The following is a 25,280-nucleotide window of genomic DNA, read 5'->3' on the forward strand; positions in this document are numbered from 1 at the left end:
CCCCACGCGCGCGGCGCCCCTGGGCGATGGCGGGCGACGGGCGGGCTAGAAGTCGAAGTCGTCGACGTTGTCCTCGTTGAAGACCGTCGGCGGGCCGAGCACGACCTCGCCGTCCTCGCCGATGGTGTACTCGCCGAGCTCACCGGCGGTGAAGGTCTCCCCCTCGGCGCCGGTGATCTGTCCGGCCTTCAGCGCGGCCCCGGTGTAGCCCGCCAGGTAGCCCAGCTCGTGCGGGTTCCACAGGGCGAACTCCTCGACGGTCCCGTCGTGGACGAACTCACGCATCTGGTTGGGGGTGCCCAGACCGGTGATGGCGACCTCGCCCTTGTACTCGGAGTCGCTGACGTAACGGGCCGCCGCGGCGATGCCGACCGTGGTCGGCGACACGACGCCGTCCAGGTCCGGATAGGACTGCATCAGGCCCTGCATCTCCTGGAAGGACTGCAGGTCGTCGTCGTTGCCGTAGACGGTGTCGACCAGCTCCAGGTCGGCGTACTCGTCCTCCCGCAGGATCTCCTCCATCGCCGCGATCCAGGTGTTCTGGTTGGTGGCGTTGGGGGTGGCCGACAGGATGGCGAAGGTGCCCTCGCCACCGATCTGCCCGGAGATCATCTCGACCAGCGCGCGGGCGATGAGCTCGTCGGTGGACTGGGTCACGAACACGTCGGTGCAGTTGGCGTTGGAGTCGTAGCCGATGATGGCGGCGCCGTTGTCGCGGGCCTCGTTCAGCGCCGGGCAGACCGCGTCGGGGTCGTTGGCGGCGATGACGATGACGTCGCTGGCCGCCTGGCTGGCGGCGTTGATGTACTCGACCTGGGAGTCGGCGGTGGGCTCGGTACCGCCGCGCTCGGTGTACTCCCCGGCCAGTTCCTCCACGGCCTGGGCCCCGCCCGCGTTGACGATGTCGGAGTAGGGGTTGTTCAGCTGCTTGGGCAGGAAGTCGATCTTCAGGCCCTCGGGGATCTCCGCGTCGGGGTCGGCGGTGCCGGTCGGCCCGGCGGTGTCGGTTTCCTCGGCGTCGTCGATGGTGGTGCCGCCGCAGGCGGCGGTCATCAGCACGGCGGCAGCCGCGGCGATCAGGGTCAGGTGGCGCGGGCGCAGGGGATCGATCATGACTGTTCTCCGGTACGTGGACGGTCGGTGGAGCCGGTGACGGGGATGGGGACGGGGTCGGGGCCGGGTGCGCGTCTGGAGCGGATCCGGGCCACGAGGTTCGGTGCGACGACCGAGGCGATGAGGATCAGACCGGTGACGATCTGGAGCACCTCGCTGGTCAGGCCGAAGAGCTGGAGGGCGTTGCGTGCGGTGCCGAGCAGCAGCACGCCGCTCATGACGCCCAGGATCGAGCCGACGCCGCCGAAGATGGACACGCCGCCCAGCAGGACGGCGGCCACGACCTGCAGTTCCAGGCCGAAGGCGGTGTCGGCGCGCGAGGTGCCGTACTGCAGGGTCCAGAACACCCCGGCGCCGGCGGCGACCGCGCCGCTGAGGGTGAACAGCCAGAACTTGGTCCACCTGACGGGGGTTCCGGAGAAGCGCGCGGCCTCGTCGTTGTTGCCGATGTCGAACAGGGAGCGCCCGAGGGACGTGGCGTGCAGCAGGACCGCGAACAGCGCGGCCAGGGCCAGGACGGCCACGGCGATCCACGGCAGCCCCTCGATGCCCAGGAAGGGGTCGCGGGCGCCGCTGACCCAGCCGCGCGGGTAGCTGGCGACCGCCCGGTCGCCGAGCAGGACGTAGGCCAGCCCCCGGTACAGGGCCATGGTGCCGATGGTGACGGCCAGGGACGGCAGCCCCAGGACGGTGACCAGGACGCCGTTGAGGGCGCCCAGACCCGCGCCCACCGCCAGACAGATCCACAGCGCGGTCTCGATGGGCACCCCGGCCTCCCAGAGCACGCCCAGGGTGGCGCTGCTCAGGGCGAGGGTGCTGGCCACCGACAGGTCGATCTCGCCGGTGATGACGATCAGGGTCATCGGCAGGGCCATCAGGGCGATGGCGGCGATGCTCAGCAGCAGGAAGTTGATGTTGCGTCCGGTCGCGAACATGTCCACGAACAGGGACGCGCCGAGCAGCGTCACGATGAGGACGGCGACGACCGGTGACTCGCGCAGGGACAGCAGCGAACCGATCCGCCGCACGCCCCCGGGCCGAGGGTCGGGACCGGCCGCCGGGGCACCGGACGCCGGGGTGGTGATGACGCGTTCAGGCGCCACGGGCACCTCCTCCTCGAAGCTTGCGGGCCGTGCGCAGCGCCAGCAGGCGGTCCAGGCCGATCGCGGCCAGGATGAGCGCGCCCACCACGGCCTGCTGCCAGAACTGGTTGATCTGCCAGATGGGCAGGGCCGCGGTGATGGTGGTGAGCAGGACCGCGCCCAGGGCGGCTCCGTAGACGGTGCCCACTCCCCCGGCGATGGCGACTCCGCCGACGACGGCGGCGGCCACGACCTGCAGTTCCATGCCGGTGCCGACGGTGGAGTCGACGGTGCCGTAGCGGGCGGCGAACAGGACCCCGGCCAGTCCGGCCAGGGCGCCGTTGGCGGCGAAGGCGACGATGACGCGGCGTCCGGCGGGGATACCGGACAGGCGCGCGGCGTCGGCGTTGGAGCCGATCGCGTAGAGCTCTCGGCCGGAGCGGTAGTGGGACAGGTAGAGGCCGACCGCGACGACCACGGCGACGGCGATCGCCGCGGGCAGGGGCACGCCCAGGACGCTGACCCGGCCCAGGGCGAGGAAGGACTCGGGCATGTCGTGGGCGTTGACCTGGCCGCCCGCCGCCCACCAGTGGCCCAGGCCGCGGTAGGCGTACAGGGTGCCCAGGGTGACGACCAGGGCGGGGACCTGGACGGCGGTGACGAGCAGGCCGTTGGCCAGGCCGCACACCAGGCCGATGAGCACCCCGGCGAGCATGACGACGGGCACGGGCAGGCCCGGGAACGTGACGAAGAGGATCCCGGTGCCGAAGGCCGCCAGCCCCATGACGGAGCCGACCGAGAGGTCGACGTTCTTGGTGATGAGGACCAGGGCCTGGCCGACGGCGAGGACGGACAGGACGGTGGCGCCCAGGAACAGGTCGCGTACGCCCTGGCTGGAGAGGAATCCGGGGTTGTGCAGCCAGGTGGCGCCGATCAGCAGGGCGACGGCCAGCAGGACGCCGATCTCGCGGACCTGCCGTGGGCGGCCGGACGGGCGCCCCGCGGGCTTGGTCGGGGCCCCCGCCGTGGCGGCGGGCGGCGCGGTGACGGGTGAGTTCATCAGGCGGCCTCGCTCGGTCGCTGTCCGGTGGCCGCGTACATGACCGACTCCTCGTCGGCCTCGTCGCGGTCGAGTTCGGCGGTGAGGCGGCCCTCGTGCATGACCAGGACCCGGTCGGCCATGCCCAGGACCTCGGGCAGTTCGCTGGAGACCATGACGATGGCCAGTCCCTGGCCGGCCAGGGTGGACAGCAGGCGGTGGACCTCGGCCTTGGTGCCCACGTCGATGCCGCGGGTGGGCTCGTCGACGAACAGCACGCGCGGTTCGGTCGAGAGCCACTTGGCCAGGACGACCTTTTGCTGGTTGCCGCCGGAGAGGGTGGCGACGGCGTCGGTGAACGCACCGGCCTTGAGCTGGAGTCTGGCTCCCCACTCGCGCGCGCTGGCGCGTTCGGCCCGGGAGCTGAGCAGCCCGAGGCGGCTGAGCGGCCAGCGGCGGGTGGCGGTGGCGTTGCGCTCGATGGAGGACTCCATGACCAGGCCCTGCTGGCGGCGGTCCTCGGGGACCAGCGCCATCCCGGCGGCCATGGCGGCGCGGGGCCGCCCCGCGGGCAGGTCCCCGCCCCGGACGCGGACGGTGCCCGCGTCGTAGCGGTCGACGCCGAACACGGCGCGCACGACCTCGCTGCGCCCGGCCCCCACGAGCCCGGCCAGGGCGACGATCTCACCGGCCCGCACCGAGAAGGAGACGTCGGAGAAGACGCCGTGGCGGGTCAGGCCCTCGACCTCCAGGACGGTGTCGCCGAACTCGGCCTCCTCCTTGGGGTAGAGGCTCGTGACGTCACGGCCGACCATGCGCCGCACGACGGTGTCCACGTCCAGGTCACCGGTGGGGTCGCAGGAGACGAAGGCGCCGTCGCGGACGACGGTGATGCGGTCGCACAGTCCGAACACCTCGTCGAAGCGGTGGGAGATGAACAGGAGGGCGGCTCCCCCGTCGCGCAGCGCGCGGGCGACGGTGAACAGCCGCTCGGCCTCGACCCCCGACAGGGCGGCGGTGGGCTCGTCCATGACCAGGACGCGGGCGTCGCGGGTGATGGCCTTGGCGATCTCGACCAGTTGCTGGTCGGCGATGGACAGCCCGCGCGCGGGGCGGTCGGGGTCGATGTCCACGCCGAGCCGGTCGAAGACCTCCCGGGTGGCGCGCCGCATGGCGGCGCGGTCGATGGTGCCCAGCCGGGTGCGGGGCTGTCGGCCGACGAAGATGTTCTCGGCCACCGACAGGTCGGGGAAGAGTGTCGGCTCCTGGTAGATGACCGCGACCCCGGCGCGCTGGGCGTCGGCGGGCGCGGTGAACTCGGTCGGCGCCCCGTCGACCAGGACCTGTCCGCCGTCGGGGCGGTGGACCCCGGCGATGGTCTTGACCAGGGTGGACTTGCCCGCGCCGTTCTCCCCCACCAGGGCGTGGATCTCCCCGGCGCGCAGGTGCAGGGACAGTCCTCGCAGGGCCCGGACGCTCCCGAAGGACTTGGTGACGTCGACCAGTGCGAGGGGTGGAGGCACCGGTGATCGGTCGTCCGCCACGTGCGCCCTCCTTACTTCGTGTGCCGGCTCCTGGCGATCCAGAACAACCGAGCAAAAAACGTTTTAATATGAAGTGGATGTTAAGTGGGACACACCATCACGTCAAGGGGACGACCCAAGAAATCCCAGGTCTCACCCTGATAACGACCCACAGTCGCCCTCTCGCCCGAGCCTACGTCGCCCCCTCCGCTGGCGCGGTTTTCTGGAAGGTTATTGACACGTTTCAATCCGGATGTGAGCATGAGTGCCCGATCCGAGGGCCGTGTCAGTACCATGCCGTTCGCGTCGCCCTACGACCGACCGTTCGAGCCTGCCCGGGAGAGTCCTTGAGCCCCAGTCCACGCGCCAGCCGCCGCACGGTAGGCATCACCGAGGTCGCCCGGCACGCCGGGGTCTCCCCCGGCACCGTGTCCAACGTCCTCAACCGCCCCGAACGCGTCGCCGAGGCGACCCGGCGCAAGGTCGAGGAGGCCATCGCCGAACTCGACTACGTGCGCAACTCCTCCGGCAGCAGCCTGCGCTCGGGCCGCAGCGGCTCGGTGGGACTCCTGGTCCTGGACGTCACCAACCCCTTCTTCACCGAGGTCGCGCGCGGGGTCGAGGACGAGGCCGCCGAGTCCGGACTGGCCGTGGTCCTGCTCAACTCCGCGGAGCGGCATGAGCGCCAGCGGCGCAACCTGCGCCTGCTCGCCGAACAGCGCGCCGCGGGGGCCGTCGTCATGCCCGTGGACGACGACCTGTCCGACCTGGTGTGGCTGAGCCGCCAGGGCACCCCCTGGGTGGCCCTGGACCGGGGCGACGTGTCCGAGGACGTGGGGTGCAGCGTCAGCGTCGACAACCACGCCGGCGGTCTGGCCGCCGGACGCCACCTCATCGGGCTCGGGCACGAGAGGATCACGTTCCTGACCGGCCCCTTCGCGATCGAACAGGTGCGGCAGCGCCACCGGGGCCTGCTGGACGCGTGCGCCGAGGCCGACCTCGATCCCGAGGAAACCGTCCGGGTGGTCCAGCAGCCCCAGCTCAACGCGGTCCAGGGCGAGCGCGCCGTCGACGCGGTACTGACCGGCGGCCCCCGCCACCGCCCCCAGGCCGTCTTCTGCGCCAACGACCAGTTGGCGCTGGGCCTGATGAAGGGCCTGGGCCAGCGCGGTGTCCGCGTACCCGAGGACATCTCGGTCGTGGGATACGACAACGTCGACCTCGCCGACCTCGTCCACCCCGGCCTGACCACCGTCGCCCAGCCCAAGTACGAGCTCGGCCGCTCGGCCATGCGTCTGCTCGGCTCGGAGCTGGACGACCCCGACCACCGGCACGAGCGCGTGTGGTTCACCCCCGAACTCGTGGTCCGGGGGTCCACCGCCGCGCGCCGGACCTGACAACTGAGGAGTGTCCAGCATGACCGTCACGACCGGCTCCGCCACCGGAGGAGCCCGCACCCGCCGGAACCAACCCACCGTGGGCCTGGTGGCGGGCGGACTGGGCACGTACTGGCCGCAGTTCCCCGACCTGCTGCCGCGGCTGCGCCGCTCCGCCGGGCGCGTGGCCGAGCGGATGCGCGGGTTCGACGCGGACGTCGTCGACGTCGGCTTCGTCAGTGACGCCGAGGAGGGCGCGGCCGCCGCCGAGCGCCTGCGCTCCGCCGACTGCGACCTCATCGTCTGCTTCCTGACCACCTATCTGACCTCGTCGATGATCGCGCCGATCGCCCAGCGGGGCCACGCCCCCGTGCTGTTCGTCAACCTGCAGCCGACCGAGTCCATGGACCACGCCACCTTCGACACCGGGCAGTGGCTGGCCTACTGCGGCGCCTGTCCCCTTCCGGAGATGGCCAACCTGTTCGAGCGCCTGGGCGTGGAGTTCCGCTCGGTGTCGGGCCACCTGGAGGACGAACGCGCCTGGGAGCGGATCGGCCGCTGGATCCGCGCGGCGGGCGTGCGGGCGACCATGCGGGACGCGCGGCACGGGCTCATGGGGCACGTGTACCCGGGGATGATGGACGTGGCCACCGACCCCACGCTCATCGCCCGCAACCTCGGCGGCCACGTCGAGGTGGTGGAGTTCGACGACCTGCGCGAGCGGGTGCCCGGCCCCGAGGAGTCGTCGGTGGAGGCCAAGCTGGCCGAGGCCCGCGAGGTGTTCGAGGTGACCGACTCCGTGGTGGCCGAGGACTTCCGCTGGGGCGCCCAGGTGGCGGTCGGGCTCGACCGCCTCGTGGACGACTTCTCCCTGGACAGCCTGTCCTACTACCACCGGGGTCTGGCGGGCGAGCTGCACGAGAGGCTCGGCGCCGGGATGATCCTGGGCGCCTCGCTGCTGACCGCCCGGGGGGTTCCGGCCGTGGGCGAGTTCGAGCTGCGCACGTGCATGGCGATGCTGATGATGGACCGGCTGGGCGGAGGCGGGTCCTTCACCGAACTCCAGGCCCTGGACTTCACCCGCGGACACGTGGAGATGGGCCACGACGGCCCGGCGCACCTGGCGATCAGCGCGCGCAGGCCGCTGCTGCGGGGCCTGGGCGTCTACCACGGCAAGCGCGGCTGGGGCGTATCGGTGGAGTTCGACGTCAGGCACGGCCCGGTCACCCTGTTCGGGGTCATCCAGCGCCGCGACGGGTCGTTCGCCCTGCTGACCGCCGAGGGGCTCACCGGCGAGGGCCCGCTGCTGCGGATCGGCAACACGACCTCGCGCGTGGACTTCGGCTGCGACCCCGGCGAGTGGGTGGACGCCTGGAGCGCCACCGGCATCGCCCACCACTGGGCGCTGGGCACCGGGCACCGCGCGGCCGACGTGCGCGCCGTGGCCGACCTCATGGGGCTGGAGTACGTCCACCTGACGGTCTGATCCCTCCGGTTCCGCCGCGCCGGGGACGGCGCGGCGGAACCGGCCTGGCCGGTGAACGACGCGGGGATCCTCCCGCATCTCATGTGAAACGTTCTACTGACCTGGGCATACCTTCCCCCTGATACGCGCCAGAGTGATATTGACAACCCTGTCTCACTGTGGATACCTTCGACGCTAATTAGTAAAAACGATTTAACACCTCTTCTCAAGACGGCCGCCCCAGCCACGAACGGAGACGTCCCGTGTCAGCCCTGCCCCACCTCCCCGCCGGTGTCCTCGACACCCTGAGGCGCCAGCACATCGAACTCCCCTCGTGGGCGTTCGGGAACTCCGGCACACGGTTCAAGGTGTTCGCGCAGCCCGGCGTGCCCCGGGACCCGTGGGAGAAGATCGCCGACGCCGCCCACGTCCACCGCCTGACCGGGGTGGCCCCCACCGTCGCCCTGCACATCCCCTGGGACCGGGTCGACGACTACGCCGCCCTCGGCGCGCACGCCCGCGACCTCGGGGTGGGTATCGGCACCATCAACTCCAACGTCTTCCAGGACGACGACTACCGCCTGGGCAGCGTGACCAACCCCGACCCCGCGGTGCGGCGCAAGGCGATCGACCACCTCCTGGAGTGCGTCGACGTCATGGACGCGACCGGCTCCCGGGACCTGAAGCTGTGGTTCTCCGACGGCACCAACTACCCGGGCCAGGACGACCTGCGCGCCCGCCAGGACCGCCTCGCCGACGCCCTCGCCGAGGTCTACGACCGGCTCGCCCCGCACCAGCGCATGCTGCTGGAGTACAAGCTCTTCGAACCCGCCTTCTACGCCACCGACGTCCCCGACTGGGGCACCGCCTACGCCCACTGCCTGGAGCTGGGCGAGCGGGCCGTCGTGTGCGTGGACACCGGCCACCACGCCGCCCACACCAACATCGAGTTCATCGTCGCCGTCCTGCTGCGCGCCGGGAAGCTCGGCGCCTTCGACTTCAACTCCCGCTTCTACGCCGACGACGACCTCATGGTCGGCGCCGCCGACCCCTTCCAGCTCTTCCGGATCATGTACGAGGTGGCGCGCGGCGGCGGCCTGGCCGCCGACACCGGGGTCGCGTTCATGCTCGACCAGTGCCACAACATCGAGCCGAAGATCGCCGGGCAGATCCGCTCGGTGATGAACGTGCAGGAGGCCACCGCCAAGGCCCTGCTGGTGGACGGCGACGCGCTCGCGCGGGCCCAGCGCGACGGCGACGTGCTCGCCGCCAACGCCGCGCTCATGGACGCCTTCAACACCGACGTGCGCCCCCTGCTCGCCGAACTGCGCGAGGACATGGGCCTGGCCCCCGACCCGATGGCCGCGCACGCCCGCTCCGGCTACCTGGACGAGGTCACCGCCGAGCGCGTGGGCGGAACCCAGGCGGGGTGGGGCGCGTGAGCACCGAGCCGACCGCCGACACCACCCACGACCAGGGAACCCACATGACCGACTCCACCGTCGCCGACCTGCTGGCCCGGAGCAACACACTGGGCGCCGACCCGCGCAACACCAACTTCGCCGGCGGCAACACCTCCGCCGCCGGGACCCGGACCGACCCCGTCACCGGAGAGCCGGTCGACCTGCTCTGGGTCAAGGGCTCCGGCGGCGACCTGGGCACCCTCACCGAGGACGGGCTGGCCGTGCTGCGGCTGGACCGGCTCCGCGCGCTCGTGGACGTCTATCCCGGCCAGGAGCGCGAGGACGAGATGGTCGCCGCCTTCGACCACTGCCGGTTCGGCGGCGGGGCCGCGCCCTCCATCGACACCGCGATGCACGGGCTGGTCCGCGCCGCGCACGTCGACCACCTGCACCCCGACTCGGGGATCGCGCTGGCCACCGCCGCCGACGGTGAGGAGCTCACCCGCGCCTGCTTCGGCGACCGCGTCCTGTGGGTCCCCTGGCGCCGTCCCGGCTTCCAGCTCGGGCTGGACATCGCCCGCATCGCGGAGGAGAACCCGGACGCCATCGGCGTCGTGCTCGGCGGGCACGGGATCACCGCCTGGGGCGCCACCAGCGCCGAGTGCCAGGCCCACTCCCTGGAGATCATCCGTACCGCCGAACGCTTCATCGCCGACCGCGGGCGCCCCGACCCGTTCGGCCCGGTCGTCCAAGGCCACGAGCCGCTGGAGCCCGACTCACGCCGGGCCCGTGCCGCCGAGCTCGCCCCCGTGGTCCGCGGCCTGGCCTCCACCGACCACCCGCAGGTCGGGCACTTCACCGACAGCGAGGAGGTGCTCGACTTCCTCGCCCGCGCCGAGCACCCCCGGCTGGCCGCGCTGGGCACCTCCTGCCCCGACCACTTCCTGCGCACCAAGGTCCGGCCCATGGTCCTGGACCTGCCCGCCGACGCCCCGCTCGAGGACGCCGCGGCCCGGCTGCGCGAACTCCACCGGGAGTACCGGGACGGGTACCGCGCCTACTACGAGCGCCACGCCACCGCCGACAGCCCCGCCATGCGCGGCGCCGACCCGGCGATCGTCCTGGTCCCGGGCGTGGGCATGTTCTCCTTCGGCAAGGACGCCAAGACCGCGCGCGTGGCGGGCGAGTTCTACGTCAACGCGATCAACGTCATGCGCGGGGCCGAGGCGCTGTCCGCCTACCGGCCCATCGAGGAGTCGGAGAAGTTCCGCATCGAGTACTGGGCCCTGGAGGAGGCCAAGCTCGCCCGTCTGCCCGAGCCCAGGCCGCTGGCCACCCGGGTGGCGCTGGTGACCGGCGCGGCCAGCGGCATCGGCAAGGCCATCGCCCGACGCCTGGCCGCCGAGGGCGCGTGCGTGGTGGTCGCCGACCTGGACGCCGACCGGGCCGCCGAGACCGCCGCCGAACTCGGCACCGCCGACACGGCCGTGGGCGTGGGCTGCGACGTCAGCGACGCCGACGCGGTCGCCGACGCCTTCGACGCCGCCGCGCTGGCCTTCGGAGGGGTGGACCTGGTGGTCAACAACGCGGGGCTGTCCATCTCCAAGCCGCTGCTGGAGACCACCGAGCGGGACTGGGACCTGCAGCACGACGTGATGGCCAAGGGCTCCTTCCTCGTCTCCCGCCAGGCCGCCCGGGTGATGACCGAGCAGGGCCTGGGCGGCGACATCGTCTACATCGCCTCCAAGAACGCGGTCTTCGCCGGACCCAACAACGTCGCCTACTCCGCCGCCAAGGCCGACCAGGCCCACCAGGTGCGGCTGCTCGCCGCGGAACTGGGCGAGCACGGTATCCGCGTCAACGGCGTCAACCCCGACGGGGTGGTGCGCGGTTCGGGGATCTTCGCCGGGGGGTGGGGAGCCCAGCGCGCCAAGGTCTACGGGGTGGCCGAGGAGGAACTCGGCGCCTTCTACGCCAAACGCACACTGCTGGGGCGCGAGGTGCTGCCCGAACACGTGGCCAACGCGGTGTACGCGCTCACCTGCGGGGAGCTGGCGCACACCACCGGTCTGCACGTGCCCGTCGACTCCGGCGTCGCCGCCGCCTTCCTGCGATGAGCACCGTCCACGCCGCCGTCGACCTGGGGGCCTCCAGCGGGCGCGTCCTGGCCGGGCACCTCGACGGCGGGCGACTGCGCACCGAGGAGGTGGCCCGCTTCCCCAACGGGCCCGTCCACCTGCCCGGCCCGGGAGGCGGCACCCTGCACTGGGACGTGCTCGCCCTGTACGCCAACGCCACCGCCGGTCTACGGCAGGCGGCCGACCGGTTCGGCCCGTTGGCGTCGGCGGGCATCGACTCCTGGGCGGTGGACTACGGGCTGCTGGACGCCGACGGCTCCCTGCTCGGCAACCCCGTCCACTACCGGGACGCGCGCACCGACGGCGCGCCCGACCGGGTGTTCGCCCACCTGTCCTCCGCCGAGTTGTATGAGGTGACCGGCCTGCAGGTGCAGCCGTTCAACACGGTGTTCCAGCTCGCCGCGGCGGCCGCCGACGCCCGGACTGCCCTCGCCCGGCGCCTGCTGCTCATCCCCGACCTGCTCGGCCACTGGATGACCGGCGCCCAGGTCGCCGAACTGACCAACGCCTCCACGACGGGGCTGCTCGACGTCCGCGGCCGCCGCTGGTCGCCCCGCGTCCTCGACGTCCTCGCCGAGGCGTTCGGGGTGGACGCGGCCCCGCTGCTGCCCGAGGTGGTCGAACCCGGCACCGTGGTGGCACCGGTGCGCCCCGGTGAGACCGTCGGCGCCGCGGCCGGGACTCCGCTGGTGGCCGTCGGCTCCCACGACACCGCCTCGGCGGTGGCCGCCGTTCCCGCCACGGGGCCGGACTTCGCCTACGTCTCCTGCGGAACCTGGTCCCTGGTGGGCGTGGAGCTGGACGCGCCGCTGCTGTCCGAGGAGGGACGGGCCGCGAACTTCACCAACGAACTGGGGGTGGACCGCAGCGTCCGCTACCTGCGCAACGTGATGGGTCTGTGGCTGCTCCAGGAGTCGGTGCGCACCTGGAGCCGGCGGGGGCGGGAGGTACGGCTGGACGACCTGATCGCCCGGGCCGCCCGCGCTCCGGAGCTGGCCTGTGTGGTGGACGTCGACGACCCGCGCTTCCTCCCACCCGGGGACATGCCCGCGCGCATCGACTCCTACGCACGCGACACCGGTCAGCGACCGCCCGCCGACGACGCCGAGACGGCGCGGTGCGTCATCGACTCCCTCGCCCTGGCCTACCGGCGCTGGGTGCACCGCGCGGCCGATCTGACCGGACGCCGGATCGACGCGGTGCACCTGGTCGGCGGCGGCGCGCACAACACCCTGCTGTGCCAGCGGGCCGCGGACGCCGTCGGCCTGCCGGTGATCGCCGGTCCCACCGAGGCCACCGCGATCGGCAACCTGCTGGTCCAGGCGCGCGCGGTCGGAGCGATCGAGGGCGACCTGACGGGGCTGCGCCGGATCGTCGCCGACTCCGCCGGCGTGCGCCGTTACGAGCCGACGGGGAGCCGGCGGCCGTGGGAGGATGCCGAGGCCAGGATCGGCGGGACGTTCGGATGACGGTCGACGGAAGGGGCATCGGTATGCGCGTGTCACTCTTCGCCACGTGCGTGGTGGACACCATGGCGCCGCGGGCGGCGTGGGCCACCGCCCGCCTCCTGGAACGGCTCGGCCACACCGTCACCGTTCCCGACGGCCAGACCTGCTGCGGGCAGATGCACGTCAACTCCGGCTACCGTCGCCAGGCCGTGCGCGTCGTCGCCAACCACGTGCGGGCCTTCGAGGAGTCCGACGTGGTGGTGGCCCCCTCCGGGTCGTGCGTGGCCTCCATCCGCCACCAGCAGGCGATGGTGGCGCGCGGGGCCGGTGACGAGGGGCTGGCCCGGGCCGCTGAGGAGCTGGCCGAGCGCACCTACGAACTCTCCCAGTTCCTGGTGGACGTGCTGGGTGTGGAGGACGTCGGTGCCAGCTACCCGCACCGCGTCACCTACCACCCCGCCTGCCACGGCGCCCGGGTGCTGGGCCTGGGGGACCGGCAGCTGCGGCTGCTGCGGGCCGTGCGCGGCCTGGAACTGGTGGAGCTGCCCGGGGCCGACCAGTGTTGCGGCTTCGGCGGCACGTTCGCGCTGAAGAACGCCGACACCTCCGCCGCCATGCTCTCCGACAAGATCGCCTCGATCGTGTCCACCCGCGCGGAGGTGTGCACGGCGGGCGACGCCTCCTGCCTCATGCACATCGGCGGCGGGTTGTCGCGGCTGCGGGCGGCCACCGGCACCGTCCACCTGGCCGAGATCCTCGCCGCCACCGAAGACACGAAGGAGGCCGCCACGTGAGCCGGACCTTCCTGGGCATGCCCGGCATCCCGCACGGCACCGGCAACCTGGGGGGTGAGGAGCCGTTCCCGCGTTCGGCCGCCCGCCACCTGGCCGACCACCAGATGCGCGCCAACCTGGCGAGCGCCACCGGCACCATCCGGGCCAAGCGGGCCTCCGTGGTGTCCGAGCTACCCGACTGGGAGGAGCTGCGCGAGTCCGGTCGCGCGGTCAAGGAGGCCACCATGGCCCGCCTCGACGAGCACCTGGTCGAGTTGGAGAGGCGGGTCACCGAGCGCGGCGGCACCGTGCACTGGGCCCGTGACGCCGCCGAGGCCAACCGGATCGTCACCGACCTGGTGCGCGCCACCGGGGCCGAGGAGGTGGTCAAGGTCAAGTCGATGGCCACCCAGGAGATCGGCCTCAACGAGGCGTTGGAGGAGGCGGGTGTCACCGCGTGGGAGACCGACCTGGCCGAGTTGATCGTCCAGCTCGGCGACGACCGGCCCTCCCACATCCTGGTCCCCGCCATCCACCGCAACCGCGCCGAGATCCGGCGGATCTTCCTGGAGACCATGCCGGGCGTCGATCCCGATCTGACCGACGATCCCCGCCAACTCGCCATGGCCGCACGCGCCTACCTGCGTGAACGCTTCCTGCGCGCGAAGGTGGCGATCAGCGGCGCCAACTTCGCGGTCGCCGAGACGGGCACCCTGGCCGTGGTGGAGAGCGAGGGCAACGGCCGGATGTGCCTGACCCTGCCCGACACCCTCATCACCGTCATGGGGATCGAGAAGACCGTCCCCACCTGGCGGGACCTGGAGGTGTTCCTCCAGACCCTGCCGCGCTCGTCCACCGGTGAGCGGATGAACCCCTACACCTCGACCTGGACCGGCGTGACCCCCGGGGACGGTCCGGGCGAGTTCCACCTGGTGCTGCTCGACAACGGCCGCACCGCCGCGCTCGCCGACCCGACCGGCCGCCAGGCGCTGCACTGTATCCGCTGTTCCGCGTGCCTGAACGTGTGCCCGGTCTACGAGCGCACGGGCGGGCACGCCTACGGTTCGGTCTACCCGGGACCGATCGGCGCGGTGCTGTCCCCGCAGTTGACCGGGGTGGAGGCCAACCCGTCGCTGCCGTACGCGTCCACGCTGTGCGGGGCGTGCTACGAGGTGTGCCCGGTGGCCATCGACATCCCCTCGATCCTGGTGGACCTGCGCGGTCGGCAGGTCGAGTCGGACCGGAGGCCGTCAGCGGAGAAGATCGCCTTCGGGGCGGTCGCCCGGGTGATGTCCACCCCCCGCCTGTGGCGGTCGGCCCAGCGCCTGACCCGGCTGGGACGCCTCCTCGCCCGCGGCCGCGCCACCCTGCCCGCCGCGCTGCCCCCGCCGTTGTCGAAGTGGACCCGCACCCGTGACCTGCCCACCCCGCCGAGTGAGACGTTCACCCGGCGTTGGGCCCGCGACCACGGTGATCGAACGTGAGGCGCCGGTCTCCCGGCCCCGGCCCGACCACCGCGCCGGGGGAGAGCGCCCCGGCGGCCGTGGACACAGAACAGACGAGGAGTTCCCACCGGTGAGCGCACGCGAGGAGATCCTGGCGCGCATCCGCGCGGCCAACGGCGCGGCCCAGGCGACCGATACGGAGGTGCCGCGCGCCTACCGGCGAAGCGACGGTCGCCCGCCCGGTCATCCCGAGCTGCTGGACCTGTTGGAGGACCGGCTGGTCGACTACCGCGCCGCCGTGCACCGCTGTGGCCCCGAGGAGGTGGCCGCGACCGTGGAGGGCGTCCTGACCGAAGCGCTGGGCCCGGACCGCGCCGAGGTGCTGGCCGCTCCCGGACTCCCGGGGACGTGGACGCCCTCGGGCGCCGGTCGCGATGACGGCCGCCCCGCCGTGCGCCTGAGCGAATGCGGGGCCGCGGTCACCGGTACGGCCGTCGCGATCGCCCAGACCGGGACGCTCGTCCTGGACGCGGGGGCTGTCTGCGGACGCCGGGCGCTGTCCCTGTTGCCGGACGTGTGCGTGTGCGTGGTCCGCGCGGACCAGGTGGTGGGCGGGGTTCCCGAGGCGCTGGAGCGCCTGGACCCGCTCGCCCCGCTCACGTTCGTCAGTGGCCCGTCGGCCACCAGCGACATCGAGCTCGAGCGGGTGGAGGGTGTGCACGGCCCCCGGACCCTGCACGTCGTGCTGGTCGCCTCGGCCTGACCGTCACCGGTCGGCGGCGGTGGGGCGCCACACCACGGCGGACTCACCCAGGCAAGGGATGACCGCGTATCGGCACCTTTTCTGGGCGATATCGAGAAGGAACGTCACCGGGATCGCCTCGACGGCCGAGCGGACAATGACTTGACTTCCTCCTCCTCGTGAACGAGGAGGATTCCGACCGGGCCCCGCGGCCCGACGGCGCTGCGCGCCTCGCGGCGCGCGCTGGTTCCCGCTTCACCGACATGGCACCCCAGAGGTCTCGCTCCCCTACTGCGCGAGCTTCGCCATGATCGCGCAGCGGGGGCCCGGCTGGCACGGTTCACCCCGGCAAGGAGCTGGTCCATCCGCGCGAAAGCGTGTTCTGGGCCGCGTTCACGTCCGCGTGCGCCGTGTGCCCGCACGACGTGCACCGGAAGCTCGCTTGGCTCTCGCGAGACCTCGGGTCCACCCCCCGCACGGGTGACAGGTCCGCGACGTGCACGCGGGATCGACCTCGACGATCCGGGACCCGGTCCGCCGGGCCTTGTCCAGGCAGGCGAGCTTGAAACCGTGCCATCCCTGGGCCAGGATCGCCCGGTTCAACCCCGCCTTCTGTCGAACATTGCGGCCCGGCGCATCCACGGTGCCCCGGGCCGAGGCGGTCATGGGTGCGCCGTCGGGGAACCGGAAGGAGGGCCTCCACCGGTTCTTGGCGCGCCAGCGCACCTTGAACGTGCCGTGGTCCCTACAAGCCCGGTCCAGGTCCCTCAGCGTCTGCTGGAGGATGTGCGACGGCGCGGCCCGCGGCCACGTTTCTTCCCTCTTGGCCTCGGCCAGTTGCGCGGCCCGCAGGTGGTAGCCGCAGTAGGGCTGGTCATACCCGCGCCACCACCGCTGGACGGCCTGACGGCGCTGGCCCAGGGCGGTGTTCCACACCGCACGACGGATGTCACCGTAGGTGGCGCACTGTTCGGCCTGCTCTCCGGTGAGCGCGAGCCGGTACCGAAACCCGGTCGGCATGGTGGGAACACCTCCCCTCGATCCACGTCAGGACCGTAGCGGAGGCGGACGGCATCGTGGGGTGCAACGGCTCTCCCCGCCCCGAAGGACGGGGTCCGCACCGCCGACAAACCAGATCACCACCGGAGAATTCTCCTGGAGTTCAACCGCACCCGCCCATGCGGGACGTGAAGCCAACCCGAACCACTCCCGGGTGAATGGAGTGGAACGTCGAACACCGACGACTCCCATGGGATGGATATCGGCGACTCGCTTGGATGACAGGACATCGAACAATCCATGAAGAGAAAATCCTCCCACTGGCACACCAGAAATCAGGGATATGTTGTTTTATGCCTGTGATTTTGTGGTTCTGCGTGGGGTGAGGTGGGACTGCCCGATGGGGATGCAGATTCCCAACGAACTCGTCGATCTCTTCCACGGTCTCACCGGGACTCGATGGCCGGACGTGGACGAGGATCGACTGCGCGACCTGTCCGACGTGTACGAGACCGTCCAGTACATTCTCGGCACCGAACTGCCCGAGCTGGTGATCGTGCTGCGGCGCAAGGTCAGTTCGACGTTCGACAGCCGGACCACCGCCTACTTCGAGAAGTCCCTGGCGCAGTTCACCGAGGGCGAGCGCGACTACCTGGGCGAGGCCGCGCGGCTCGCGCAGGAGATCCGCGAGTACGCGCGCCAGGCCGCCAACCAGGTCGAGTACGCCAAGTGGATGATCATCGGCCAGCTCGTCCAGCTGGCCCTGGAGATCGCCTGGGCGGTGGCGATGTCCTATTGGACGTTCGGCGCCTCCCTGTCCTGGATCTCGGTCTTCAGGTTCATCCGCCAGACGATGATCCGCGACATCCTCGACTGGCTGGTGCGCAACCTGCTGAGCCACCTGTTCGTCGCCCAGCTGTTCGGGGTGACGATGGACCTGCTCATCCAGCGGATCCAGATGGACCAGGGGAACCGGGACGAGTGGGACGGGGAACTGACCCGCATGGCCGCCGCCGGGGCGTTCGTGGAGGGGCTGCTCAGCGCCGGACTCTCCTTCGGCGGCGACCTGTTCCTCAAGGGCCGGCTGTCCAAGGGCCTCGGAGACAGCGTCGACGACGTACCCGCCGACACCCTCGCACCACCGCCGCGATCGCCCGCCCCGGATCCGCCGCCGAACCCGCCGACACCGCCGCGGGCCGTTCCCGAACCCCCCGTGTCCCCGCCCCCGCGCGCCGACGACCCGTCCTCCCCCGACCGGCCGGACGGCGCCGACGCACCCGGCGACGTGACGCCCCGGTTCGGCCGGGACCTGTCCCACCTGTTCAGCCGCAACTCCTCGGCCTTCCTGACACCCGCGCAGATCCCGGGCGGCGGGTGGAAGTCGTCCGGGGCCGAGCGGCGGTTCCTCGACGAGGCGGCCGCGACCTTCGAGCAGCACCTCGGTCCGGTACTGGGTGAGAGGGCCGCACGCGACCTCGGCCGCGACTACGCCGGCGCCTTCCTCAGGAGGTGGGACACGCCCGACCTCGGCGCCGCCCTCGACGACCTGCTCTCTCCCCTGCCGCTGCCGAAGGCCACCCGCGACCACCTCGCCCGCGACGTGCCCGAGGCCCTCGCCAGGACCGTGCGCGAGTTCGGCAGCCGGTGGCGCGACCGCCTCACCGACCTCGGCCTCGGCGCCGCTTCGGGGGCTGTGGAGGGGTACGTCGGGGAGGGGCTCACCAACCTCCTGTTCTCCCCGGAAGGGGAGTGGAAGGCGTCGGGGATGTCCGCCGTCGCGGGCGCGACGACATCGGTGGTGCAGCAACTGTCCACCATGGGCCTGGTCGGCGCGATCGACGGCCTGCGCGACCTGAGCATCGCGCCACCGGACACCGACGTCCCCGCCACCGGTCCCCCACCGGCGCACGAGGGCGATTCACCCCGTACCGAGGACTCCCCCGGCCCGGCCGACGACGGCCCATCCTCATCGGACTCCTCGCCCTCACCGTCCCGGGCGGCCCCCGATCCGATGCGCGACCTCGCTCCGGAACCGGGCGGGGCCCCGACCCCCGTGCGGGACGGCGACACCGCGGACGACGGAGGCAGGACACCGACCGAGGCCGACGTCCGCGACCTGACGGACCTGTTCCACGCCGAACTGCGGACGGGGACCGACTCCTCCACGACGGCCGACGTCCCCCGGACGGAACCGTCGGCGGCGCCGGCCGTATCGTCCGTAGCCCCTTCGCCTTCGTCGTCCCAGGTGAGCGTGCGGAACACGCACTCCCCCACCGCTGACGGGGAACCGCCCTCCGCCGGACCGTCACCCGAGGACGTCCCGCTGCCGACGTCGCGCCCCGACTCGACCGTGCCCGAGGACGGCTCCGCTCCGGAGGCGGGCGTCACCGTCCCCGCGCCCGGGAACACCCCCGTCTCCGACGGCGTCACCGGAACCGCCGGTGCCAGCGGCACCACCGACACAGCGTCCCGGGACGCCCCGCTCCCGCAGGACGTCCCGCTCCCTCCCTCACGACCGGAGACCCCTGCGGCCGTGGCCGTATCCGCATCCGCGTCCTTCGTCACCACCAGCACCACCGGCGACACCGCCCCCGGCACGACCGCCCCGCGCCCCGAAGACGTCCAGCTGCCACCCTCGCGGCCCGCCACTCCCGTGCCCGGGGACGCCCCGCTCCCGCAGCGCATCGACGACACCGCCGGTCAACGCCACGGCGCGTCCCACCCGCCCTCGCGTACGAGGGCGAACCCGGACGGCCCGGCCGACGACACGGCTCCCAAGGCTCCCACCGGCGCCGCCGAGGCCTCCCCCCAGCCGCAGGACACGACCGCTGTGTCCCAGGACGGCGCGAACGCGGGCCCCGTCACCACCAGCACCACGGACGCCGCCGACCCCGGTACCACCGCCCCGCGCCCCGAAGACGTCCAGCTCCCACCCTCGCGGCCCGCCACTCCCGTGCCCCGGGACGCCCCGCTCCCCCAGGACGTCCCGCTGCCACCCTCGCGACCCGACACACCCGCTCCCGAGGGCACGGGCCAGCCACGGGTCGAGGCTCCCCGACCGTCGTCGGGGTCCGACGCTCCGCCCCCGGTCCCCACCCGGTCGGACGGGGACGATACGAGCACCGACCACCGCTCCGACGCCCGGCCCGGGCCTGAGGACGTCCCGCTTCCACCGTCACGGCCAGGCACACCGGACCCCACCACGCTTCCCGAAAACACCCCCCTTCCGCCCTCACGACCCGACACACCCGACTCAACGGACTCCGACGAGGAACCGGTCATCAGGTTGAACTACCTGATCACCACCGGGTGGATCGAGTCCTACGGCGTGCGCGTGGATCCCGACGCCGTGGTCTCCTCCGTGCGGCCCGCACCCCCCGACGAGGTGCGCGACCGTTTCCGCGAGCGGCTCACCCGGGACGTCCGCCCGTTCTTCCGCCCCGGTGGCGTGCGGATCGAGGGCGAGGACGGCCGCGCCTACCAGCTCAGGCTCTCGTCCGAGGACGACTGGAGCCCGAGCACCACGGCCGGCGACGGTCCGGCGAGGGCCAAGTTCAAGGGGCTGGACGACATCCAGGAGCAGGCCGGGAACTCGGCCTCGGACTCCTCCGGCTCGGTCAAGCGCCTCGGAATCCAGTTCAGCGGCCACCTGCTCGCCACCGGCGGCACCGTCCCGCTACCGAGCCTGCGGGCGAACGTCGGGATCGGATCGAGCTCCTGGCAGCACTCCGGCGACACCGGGGAGACGCAGCTGCGCACCACGGAGATGACGGGCAAGGGGGTCGACTACTCCGCCGACCTCCGCGTCGTGCTGAGCGCCGACGGCGAACACAGCGCGCCCGGCGCCGTGCCGCGAGGGGTGGAGCTCACGCTCATGGGCGGCCTGGCACCCCGTCGGGACGACCTGCCGGACACCATCACCTTCCCCGATCCCCTCGCTCCCCGGCCACGGCGGACGCCGGCGCCCACCAGGGTGGGGGGCTACCTGTCCAACAGCCACCCGATCTCCGCCGTGGAGGTCGTCCACGACGGCGACACCCCCGCCGGGACACGCACCGCGGACCAGGGGATCGCGGAGTGGATCGCCGACCGGTTGGGCCTGTCCGCGCCGACGCGCCGATCGCGGCGCAACCCGCTCCGGCGCCTGTACACCCCGGGGGAGAGCGCGCTCCGGACCCGGTGGTCGCAACGGCGGCGCGCCAGGTCGCGCGACGCCGTCACGGACCTGTTCGGTCCGGAATCCCTCGTCAAACACCTGCCCGTGTTGACGGGTGAAGCGGCCGTCCTGGGCTTCCACGACTCCGAGGGGCGCCCGAAGGCGGTCACCGTGTGGTCCTACCCGCTGCGGATGACCAAGGTCCCGGACATCCCCAAGTCCTTCAACATCAAGCACACGGACCGGTTCACCCGGGGCAGCACCAGCACGGCCAACCGGAACTCCGGCTTCTCCGTGCGCCCCGGGATCGGCGTGATGGAGCGGCTGGCCGGGGACGTCGTCCGCCTGGAACTGCCGATCGTGGAGTACCAGTACAGCCGGGAGACGGGAAGCGGCCGCGCCCGGCAGTCGGCCGCCTGGAACGCGCGCCTGTTCCACAGCACGGACACCGTCGTCTACAGCGTTCAGCGGCGCGTCGCCGTGTGGGTGGACGGCGACACCGCGCCGACCCTGTTCGACGTCACCTCCATGGAGGCCGTCACCTCGCACGAGGCCCTGATCCTGAACGACCCCTCGGCCAACGCCCCCCTACCCGGCGCGCCCGCCCTGCGCGACCCCTTCCTCAGCCGCCCCAGGCTCACCCATCTCGGCGACTCCCAGGTCCGCGCCGTCACCTTCCCCGACGGCGCGGAGGTCAGGCTGGACGCCGGGAACCGTCCCGTGACCGTGTTCGGCGAGTACGCCCACCGGCTGCTGCGGCGGATCGACGCCCGGTACCCGGGCCTCGTCCTGCCGCACATGGCGCTACCGGGCTCCTCCCGGCCGGACCGGTCCCACGCGGGATGGAACCACCGGCGCAACCGCGACACCGCCGTCGCCAACACGATCAAGGTCCTGAACGCCGTCAACCTCCGGTCCTTCCGCTTCCGACACGGCGACTGGATCGGGCACGGGGTGGAGGTCACGCTGACCGAGACCAAGCTCCTCCCCTGGGGCAACGAGGCGGGCGAGTACCGGATCAGCGTGCCCGACCACATCTCGCTGTGGCTGACCGCCTCCGTGCGCGCCCCCGTTCCCGGTCCGCAGGTGAGCGGGTCGCACACCGGCAGCACATCGGGGGCCTCCGCCGGTCTTCGCCGCCGCGACAACACGTCGCGTACGCACGCGCTGGAGCTGCGTGCGACCGCCACCTGGCGAGGGACGCACACCGTCGACTCCGGCGACGTCCCGCTGTTCTCCGGAGGCGGCGGCGCGCGGCTGACCGGCGAGCACCGCTCCGTGGACCATCGCGGCTCCGGCCGTTCGGTCACCGCGGAGGACAACGTCAAGGACAAGAGCGGAACCCAGCAGCTCTTCGCCGACGTCGAGTTCGGCGCCTGGATCGGCCCCGGTGACACCCTCGTCCCCAGGTCCGCCCGGATCGACCAGCCAAAGCCGCGAACCTCGCGCGACCTGTTCACGGACGGTCGGGACCGCGTCCGCGGCCGCATCGAACTGCACGCCCCGCGGCCCGGCCGGTCGATCCCGCTCGACCCGCCCTCCCCCGGGGCGCCCGGGGCCTTGCGCCGACTGCCGGCGTCGCGGGCCCGCGACCTCTTCCGCGAGGGTGCGCCGAGACTGCTGACCGACGTGGCGCCTCCCGCCGGCGGCGACGACCCGCCGACGATCACGCGCACACGGGCCGCCGAGATCCTCGTGAACACCTTCCACGTCGTGCAGGTCTTCGACACCACCGTCAACCGGGACGGCGACCGCCCCACCAACGTCCTCTCCCACACCTTCGACGAGCTGAACCGGACGCTGCGCGACCTCCCGGGCACGTTGGAGTCCCAGCCGGGTGCCGGCGAGATCATCGCCAACCACATGTCCCCCCAGCAGTTCGCCGCCACACCGGCGCTGACGTCCGAGTTCGGCAGCCGCCTGCGCTTCCAGACCGACCGGACGATCCCTCCCACGCGCAACCGCCTGACCATCGCGACCTGGTACCTGCCCACCAGGGTGGAGTCGCTGGCCCCGCGGCCGTCGGCCTCCGTGGAGTCCTCCCACACGAAGGAGAGCGCGATCGGAACCGCGAAGGTCAGCACGCGGGGGCTGTTCTTCGGGATCTTCGGCCGGGGCGGGCTGAACACCAACACCGGCGCCTCGCCCGGGGAGGCTCCTCCGCCGACCGCGGTGGACCCGATCATCGGCCCCGGCGCGGAGGCGCGCTACCACCTGCTCGGCCGGGGGGACACCACCTCGGCGACGCAGAGTCTGCGTTCCCGAACCGAGGTCAAGCTCGCGGGTCCCTCGCTCGAGTTCGTCACCGACGGCGTGATCGCCCAGGCGTTCGAGCACAAGCACGACTTCAGCCTGGGTCTGACGATTCCCCGCTCTCCGGGGGAGTCGGACCACGCCGCGTGGCTGGCACCGGTCGCCCGCGCCCAGAAAGGGGTGGTCCCGGCCCTGTGGGCCTACATGGACGGCCTGGTGAGGGACCGTATCGACTGGGCGCCCGACGGTTCGCCCACCATCGGCTCGCACGCGCCGCCCGCGGCGCCGCGGGCACCGGTCCGGCCCATGGAGGGGCTCGCCGACAAGGGCTACCAGTCCCGTCCCCTGGACCCCAAGGAAGCGCTGGACGACCTCATCGCGGCTCTGTCGGCGGGGGGCTACGAGCTGACCCGCACCAGCCGTGAGGACCTGGTGCACCAGCTGTCCACGCACATGAGCCGCGACCTGGACCACGTCCCTCCTATGCGGGTACGCGTCCGCCCCACCACGGCCGTGCACCGGGACGCGGACTCCGGCGGGTCCTCCACCCGCGCCACAGGCTTCTCGCGCACCGCGACCCTGAACATCTCCGTGCGTCGCGGCGCCGCCCGCACCCGGCAGTTCGGCGGAATGATGGAGTTCGTGGAGCGCGTGGTCGTGGTCCGCAGCGCCGACAAGGGAACCCTGGGACTGTCCGGCTGGTCGTTCTCCGGGCTGTTCGAGGCCCGCGCCCCCGTCTCCGGCGGCACGGGCTCCAGCGCGGCCCTTCGGGCGGGTGGTGACCTCGTCGTGCGCCACCAGTCGGGGGAGGAGGAGTCGAACTCCCAGAGCGTGTCGGTCGAACGCACCTATGAGCGGGTCGGGTTCGGGCCGTACGCGGTGGTCTCCACCGAGACCACGCTGACGCTGACGTTGGAGGTCGGCGGGCACACGTACACGGGGACGGGGCGGAGCGGCGCGGTGGAGACCGTCCAGCCGATCCCCTACCTCACCGTCGGGGACGGCGAAGGCGCGACCGCGGCTCCCCTCCCCGCTCCGGTGGCCGTTCCGACGGACGGTGGCACCGACGCGGACACGGCCCCTCCGGAGCGCACCACCCCGGACACGACCGGCGACACAGCCCCCGGGACGGACACCGCGGCCGCTCCGGGGGACGGGACGTCGGCGACCGACCCCGTCGCCGCCTGGGCGAACCGCCGCGCGTCCCACGGCTACACCTCCCTCCGAGGCGAGGGCGGCACCGACGCCCCCGTCGCGGTGCAGGGCGCCGGCCGGGGCGTGTTCGACGCGGCGGTGGAGTCAGCCGCCCGGGACGGGGGCTGGCGCCCCGGGAAGGGCGGCCGCTCGGCCCGGGAGTATCTGGACGACGTGGCGGGCCGCGACACGGGCACCAACCCGATCAGCGCGGTGGCGAGCGAGCTGGTGCTGCGCGGGCTGGCGCCCGAGGCCCTCCAGCACACGGACGGCGTGCAGCTGTCGGACGTGAAGGGTACGACGGTGAACCTCAAGGCGCTGGTCGACCCCGGCCGCGCCTCGATCGTGGCGGTGAGCGGGGAGAGCCGCGCCAGGGACGCCGAACACGGACAGCACGGGTCCTCCTCCTCGCGGTCGCAGTCCAGCACGAACGCCCTGGACGTCACCTCCCAGGTCATGACCACCGGCCGTCCGGACGACCGCCTGCGCCAGAGCCCGGCCGGAGCGGACCTGGCGAGCAACGCGCGGTCGGGGCAGGGCCGGTCCTCCTCCAGCAGAACCGGCGCGGTGGCCAAGGGGCCGGGTACCTCCCGCCAGTTCCTCGTCCGAGTTCCCGCGTCGTGGCTGGCGTGGAGCGGACCGGCCGGTTCCCCCACCGCCCGGCGGCACCCCGTCGAGGTGGAGGCTTCCCTCACCCTCTGGATCTCCGAGGCCAGGGCGAGGGAATGGAACCTGGTGACCGACGCCCCCGAGATCGACCGCCTGGCCAGGGCCGAGGCGGCCTTCACCAAGGCCGACGCGGCGTACCTGGACGCCCGCCTGCCGCTGCTGGAACTGGTCGGCACGCGTGAGGAGGCCGGCGCGGATCTGCGCGACCGGTACGAGGCGCGGGTGCGGCTCCTGGAGAAGGCCGCCGCCGAGCGCGAGCGGGCCCTGCGCGAGCTGGAACAGGCGCTGGCCGCGGCCCGGGGCGGCACGTGGCCGCCCCGGCGAACCGCGGCGGCGCCGGACCCGGACCCGGCGCCGAGCCGACAGGACCAGCTCATCCAGGACTTCGTCCAGAACCTGACGGCGCCGCGAACCGCGCCGACCCCGTGACCGGCTCCGACCGGGGCCACACCGACCCCACCA

Annotated in this window: 14 protein-coding genes and 1 pseudogene; 9 read left to right on the forward strand and 6 right to left on the reverse strand. The window is 72.6% G+C overall.

Annotated features, from left to right (window positions below):
- Positions 1-45: 45 nt before the first annotated feature.
- The 4 genes from rhaS to KIK06_RS10550 are packed head-to-tail and all read right to left on the reverse strand — an operon-like array spanning position 46 to position 4,778.
- Positions 46-1,113, reverse strand: a complete 1,068-nt coding sequence (gene rhaS / locus KIK06_RS10535) for a rhamnose ABC transporter substrate-binding protein (protein ID WP_268643028.1) — start codon at positions 1,111-1,113, stop codon at positions 46-48.
- The gene (locus KIK06_RS10540) at positions 1,110-2,222 is read right to left on the reverse strand and encodes an ABC transporter permease (protein WP_268643029.1); all 1,113 of its coding nucleotides are present in this window, start codon (positions 2,220-2,222) and stop codon (positions 1,110-1,112) included. Before KIK06_RS10540 ends, rhaS begins: the two co-directional genes overlap by 4 nt.
- On the reverse strand, positions 2,206-3,255 hold the full coding sequence (locus tag KIK06_RS10545; RefSeq protein WP_268643030.1) for an ABC transporter permease: 1,050 nt from the start codon (positions 3,253-3,255) through the stop codon (positions 2,206-2,208). Before KIK06_RS10545 ends, KIK06_RS10540 begins: the two co-directional genes overlap by 17 nt.
- Entirely contained in the window at positions 3,255-4,778 is a 1,524-nt protein-coding gene (locus KIK06_RS10550; RefSeq protein ID WP_268643031.1) for a sugar ABC transporter ATP-binding protein, read from the reverse strand. The genes KIK06_RS10545 and KIK06_RS10550 overlap by 1 nt, the downstream gene beginning before the upstream one ends.
- 326 nt (positions 4,779-5,104) lie before the next feature.
- Between KIK06_RS10550 and KIK06_RS10555 the strand changes: the two genes are divergently transcribed.
- From KIK06_RS10555 to KIK06_RS10590, 8 genes are all read left to right on the forward strand, one after another.
- On the forward strand, positions 5,105-6,154 hold the full coding sequence (locus tag KIK06_RS10555) for a LacI family DNA-binding transcriptional regulator (RefSeq protein WP_017601002.1): 1,050 nt from the start codon (positions 5,105-5,107) through the stop codon (positions 6,152-6,154).
- 19 nt (positions 6,155-6,173) lie between these two features.
- Positions 6,174-7,619 carry an L-fucose/L-arabinose isomerase family protein gene (locus KIK06_RS10560; protein WP_268643032.1) on the forward strand — a complete coding sequence of 482 codons (1,446 nt, stop codon included), beginning with the start codon at positions 6,174-6,176 and terminating at the stop codon, positions 7,617-7,619.
- A 242-nt stretch (positions 7,620-7,861) separates the two neighbouring features.
- Positions 7,862-9,040 carry an L-rhamnose isomerase gene (gene rhaI / locus KIK06_RS10565; RefSeq protein ID WP_268643033.1) on the forward strand — a complete coding sequence of 393 codons (1,179 nt, stop codon included), beginning with the start codon at positions 7,862-7,864 and terminating at the stop codon, positions 9,038-9,040.
- Complete coding sequence (locus KIK06_RS10570; protein WP_442789759.1) at positions 9,028-11,118, forward strand: bifunctional aldolase/short-chain dehydrogenase; 2,091 nt, start codon at positions 9,028-9,030, stop codon at positions 11,116-11,118. Before rhaI ends, KIK06_RS10570 begins: the two co-directional genes overlap by 13 nt.
- A complete protein-coding gene (locus KIK06_RS10575) occupies positions 11,115-12,608 on the forward strand; it encodes a rhamnulokinase (RefSeq protein WP_268643034.1) in 1,494 nt (497 codons plus the stop codon). The genes KIK06_RS10570 and KIK06_RS10575 overlap by 4 nt, the downstream gene beginning before the upstream one ends.
- 23 nt (positions 12,609-12,631) lie before the next feature.
- Positions 12,632-13,381 carry a (Fe-S)-binding protein gene (locus KIK06_RS10580; protein ID WP_268643035.1) on the forward strand — a complete coding sequence of 250 codons (750 nt, stop codon included), beginning with the start codon at positions 12,632-12,634 and terminating at the stop codon, positions 13,379-13,381.
- The gene (locus KIK06_RS10585; protein ID WP_442789760.1) at positions 13,378-14,844 is read left to right on the forward strand and encodes a LutB/LldF family L-lactate oxidation iron-sulfur protein; all 1,467 of its coding nucleotides are present in this window, start codon (positions 13,378-13,380) and stop codon (positions 14,842-14,844) included. Before KIK06_RS10580 ends, KIK06_RS10585 begins: the two co-directional genes overlap by 4 nt.
- Positions 14,845-14,935: 91 nt before the next feature.
- A complete protein-coding gene (locus tag KIK06_RS10590; RefSeq protein WP_268643036.1) occupies positions 14,936-15,568 on the forward strand; it encodes a LutC/YkgG family protein in 633 nt (210 codons plus the stop codon).
- A 319-nt stretch (positions 15,569-15,887) separates the two neighbouring features.
- Here KIK06_RS10590 and KIK06_RS10595 read toward each other — a convergent pair whose 3' ends face one another.
- Positions 15,888-16,124, reverse strand: a complete 237-nt coding sequence (locus tag KIK06_RS10595; protein ID WP_268645936.1) for a zinc ribbon domain-containing protein — start codon at positions 16,122-16,124, stop codon at positions 15,888-15,890.
- Positions 16,052-16,567: pseudogene (locus KIK06_RS29365) on the reverse strand (helix-turn-helix domain-containing protein); the annotation flags it as partial. The pseudogene KIK06_RS29365 and the gene KIK06_RS10595, both read right to left, overlap by 73 nt.
- Positions 16,568-16,946: 379 nt before the next feature.
- Here KIK06_RS29365 and KIK06_RS10605 point away from each other — a divergent pair.
- Entirely contained in the window at positions 16,947-25,247 is an 8,301-nt protein-coding gene (locus KIK06_RS10605; RefSeq protein WP_268643037.1) for a WXG100-like domain-containing protein, read from the forward strand.
- The last annotated feature ends 33 nt before the right edge of the window (positions 25,248-25,280 follow it).

The organism is Nocardiopsis sp. EMB25, assembly GCF_026797795.1.
Classification (GTDB): Bacteria; Actinomycetota; Actinomycetes; order Streptosporangiales; family Streptosporangiaceae; genus Nocardiopsis; species Nocardiopsis lucentensis.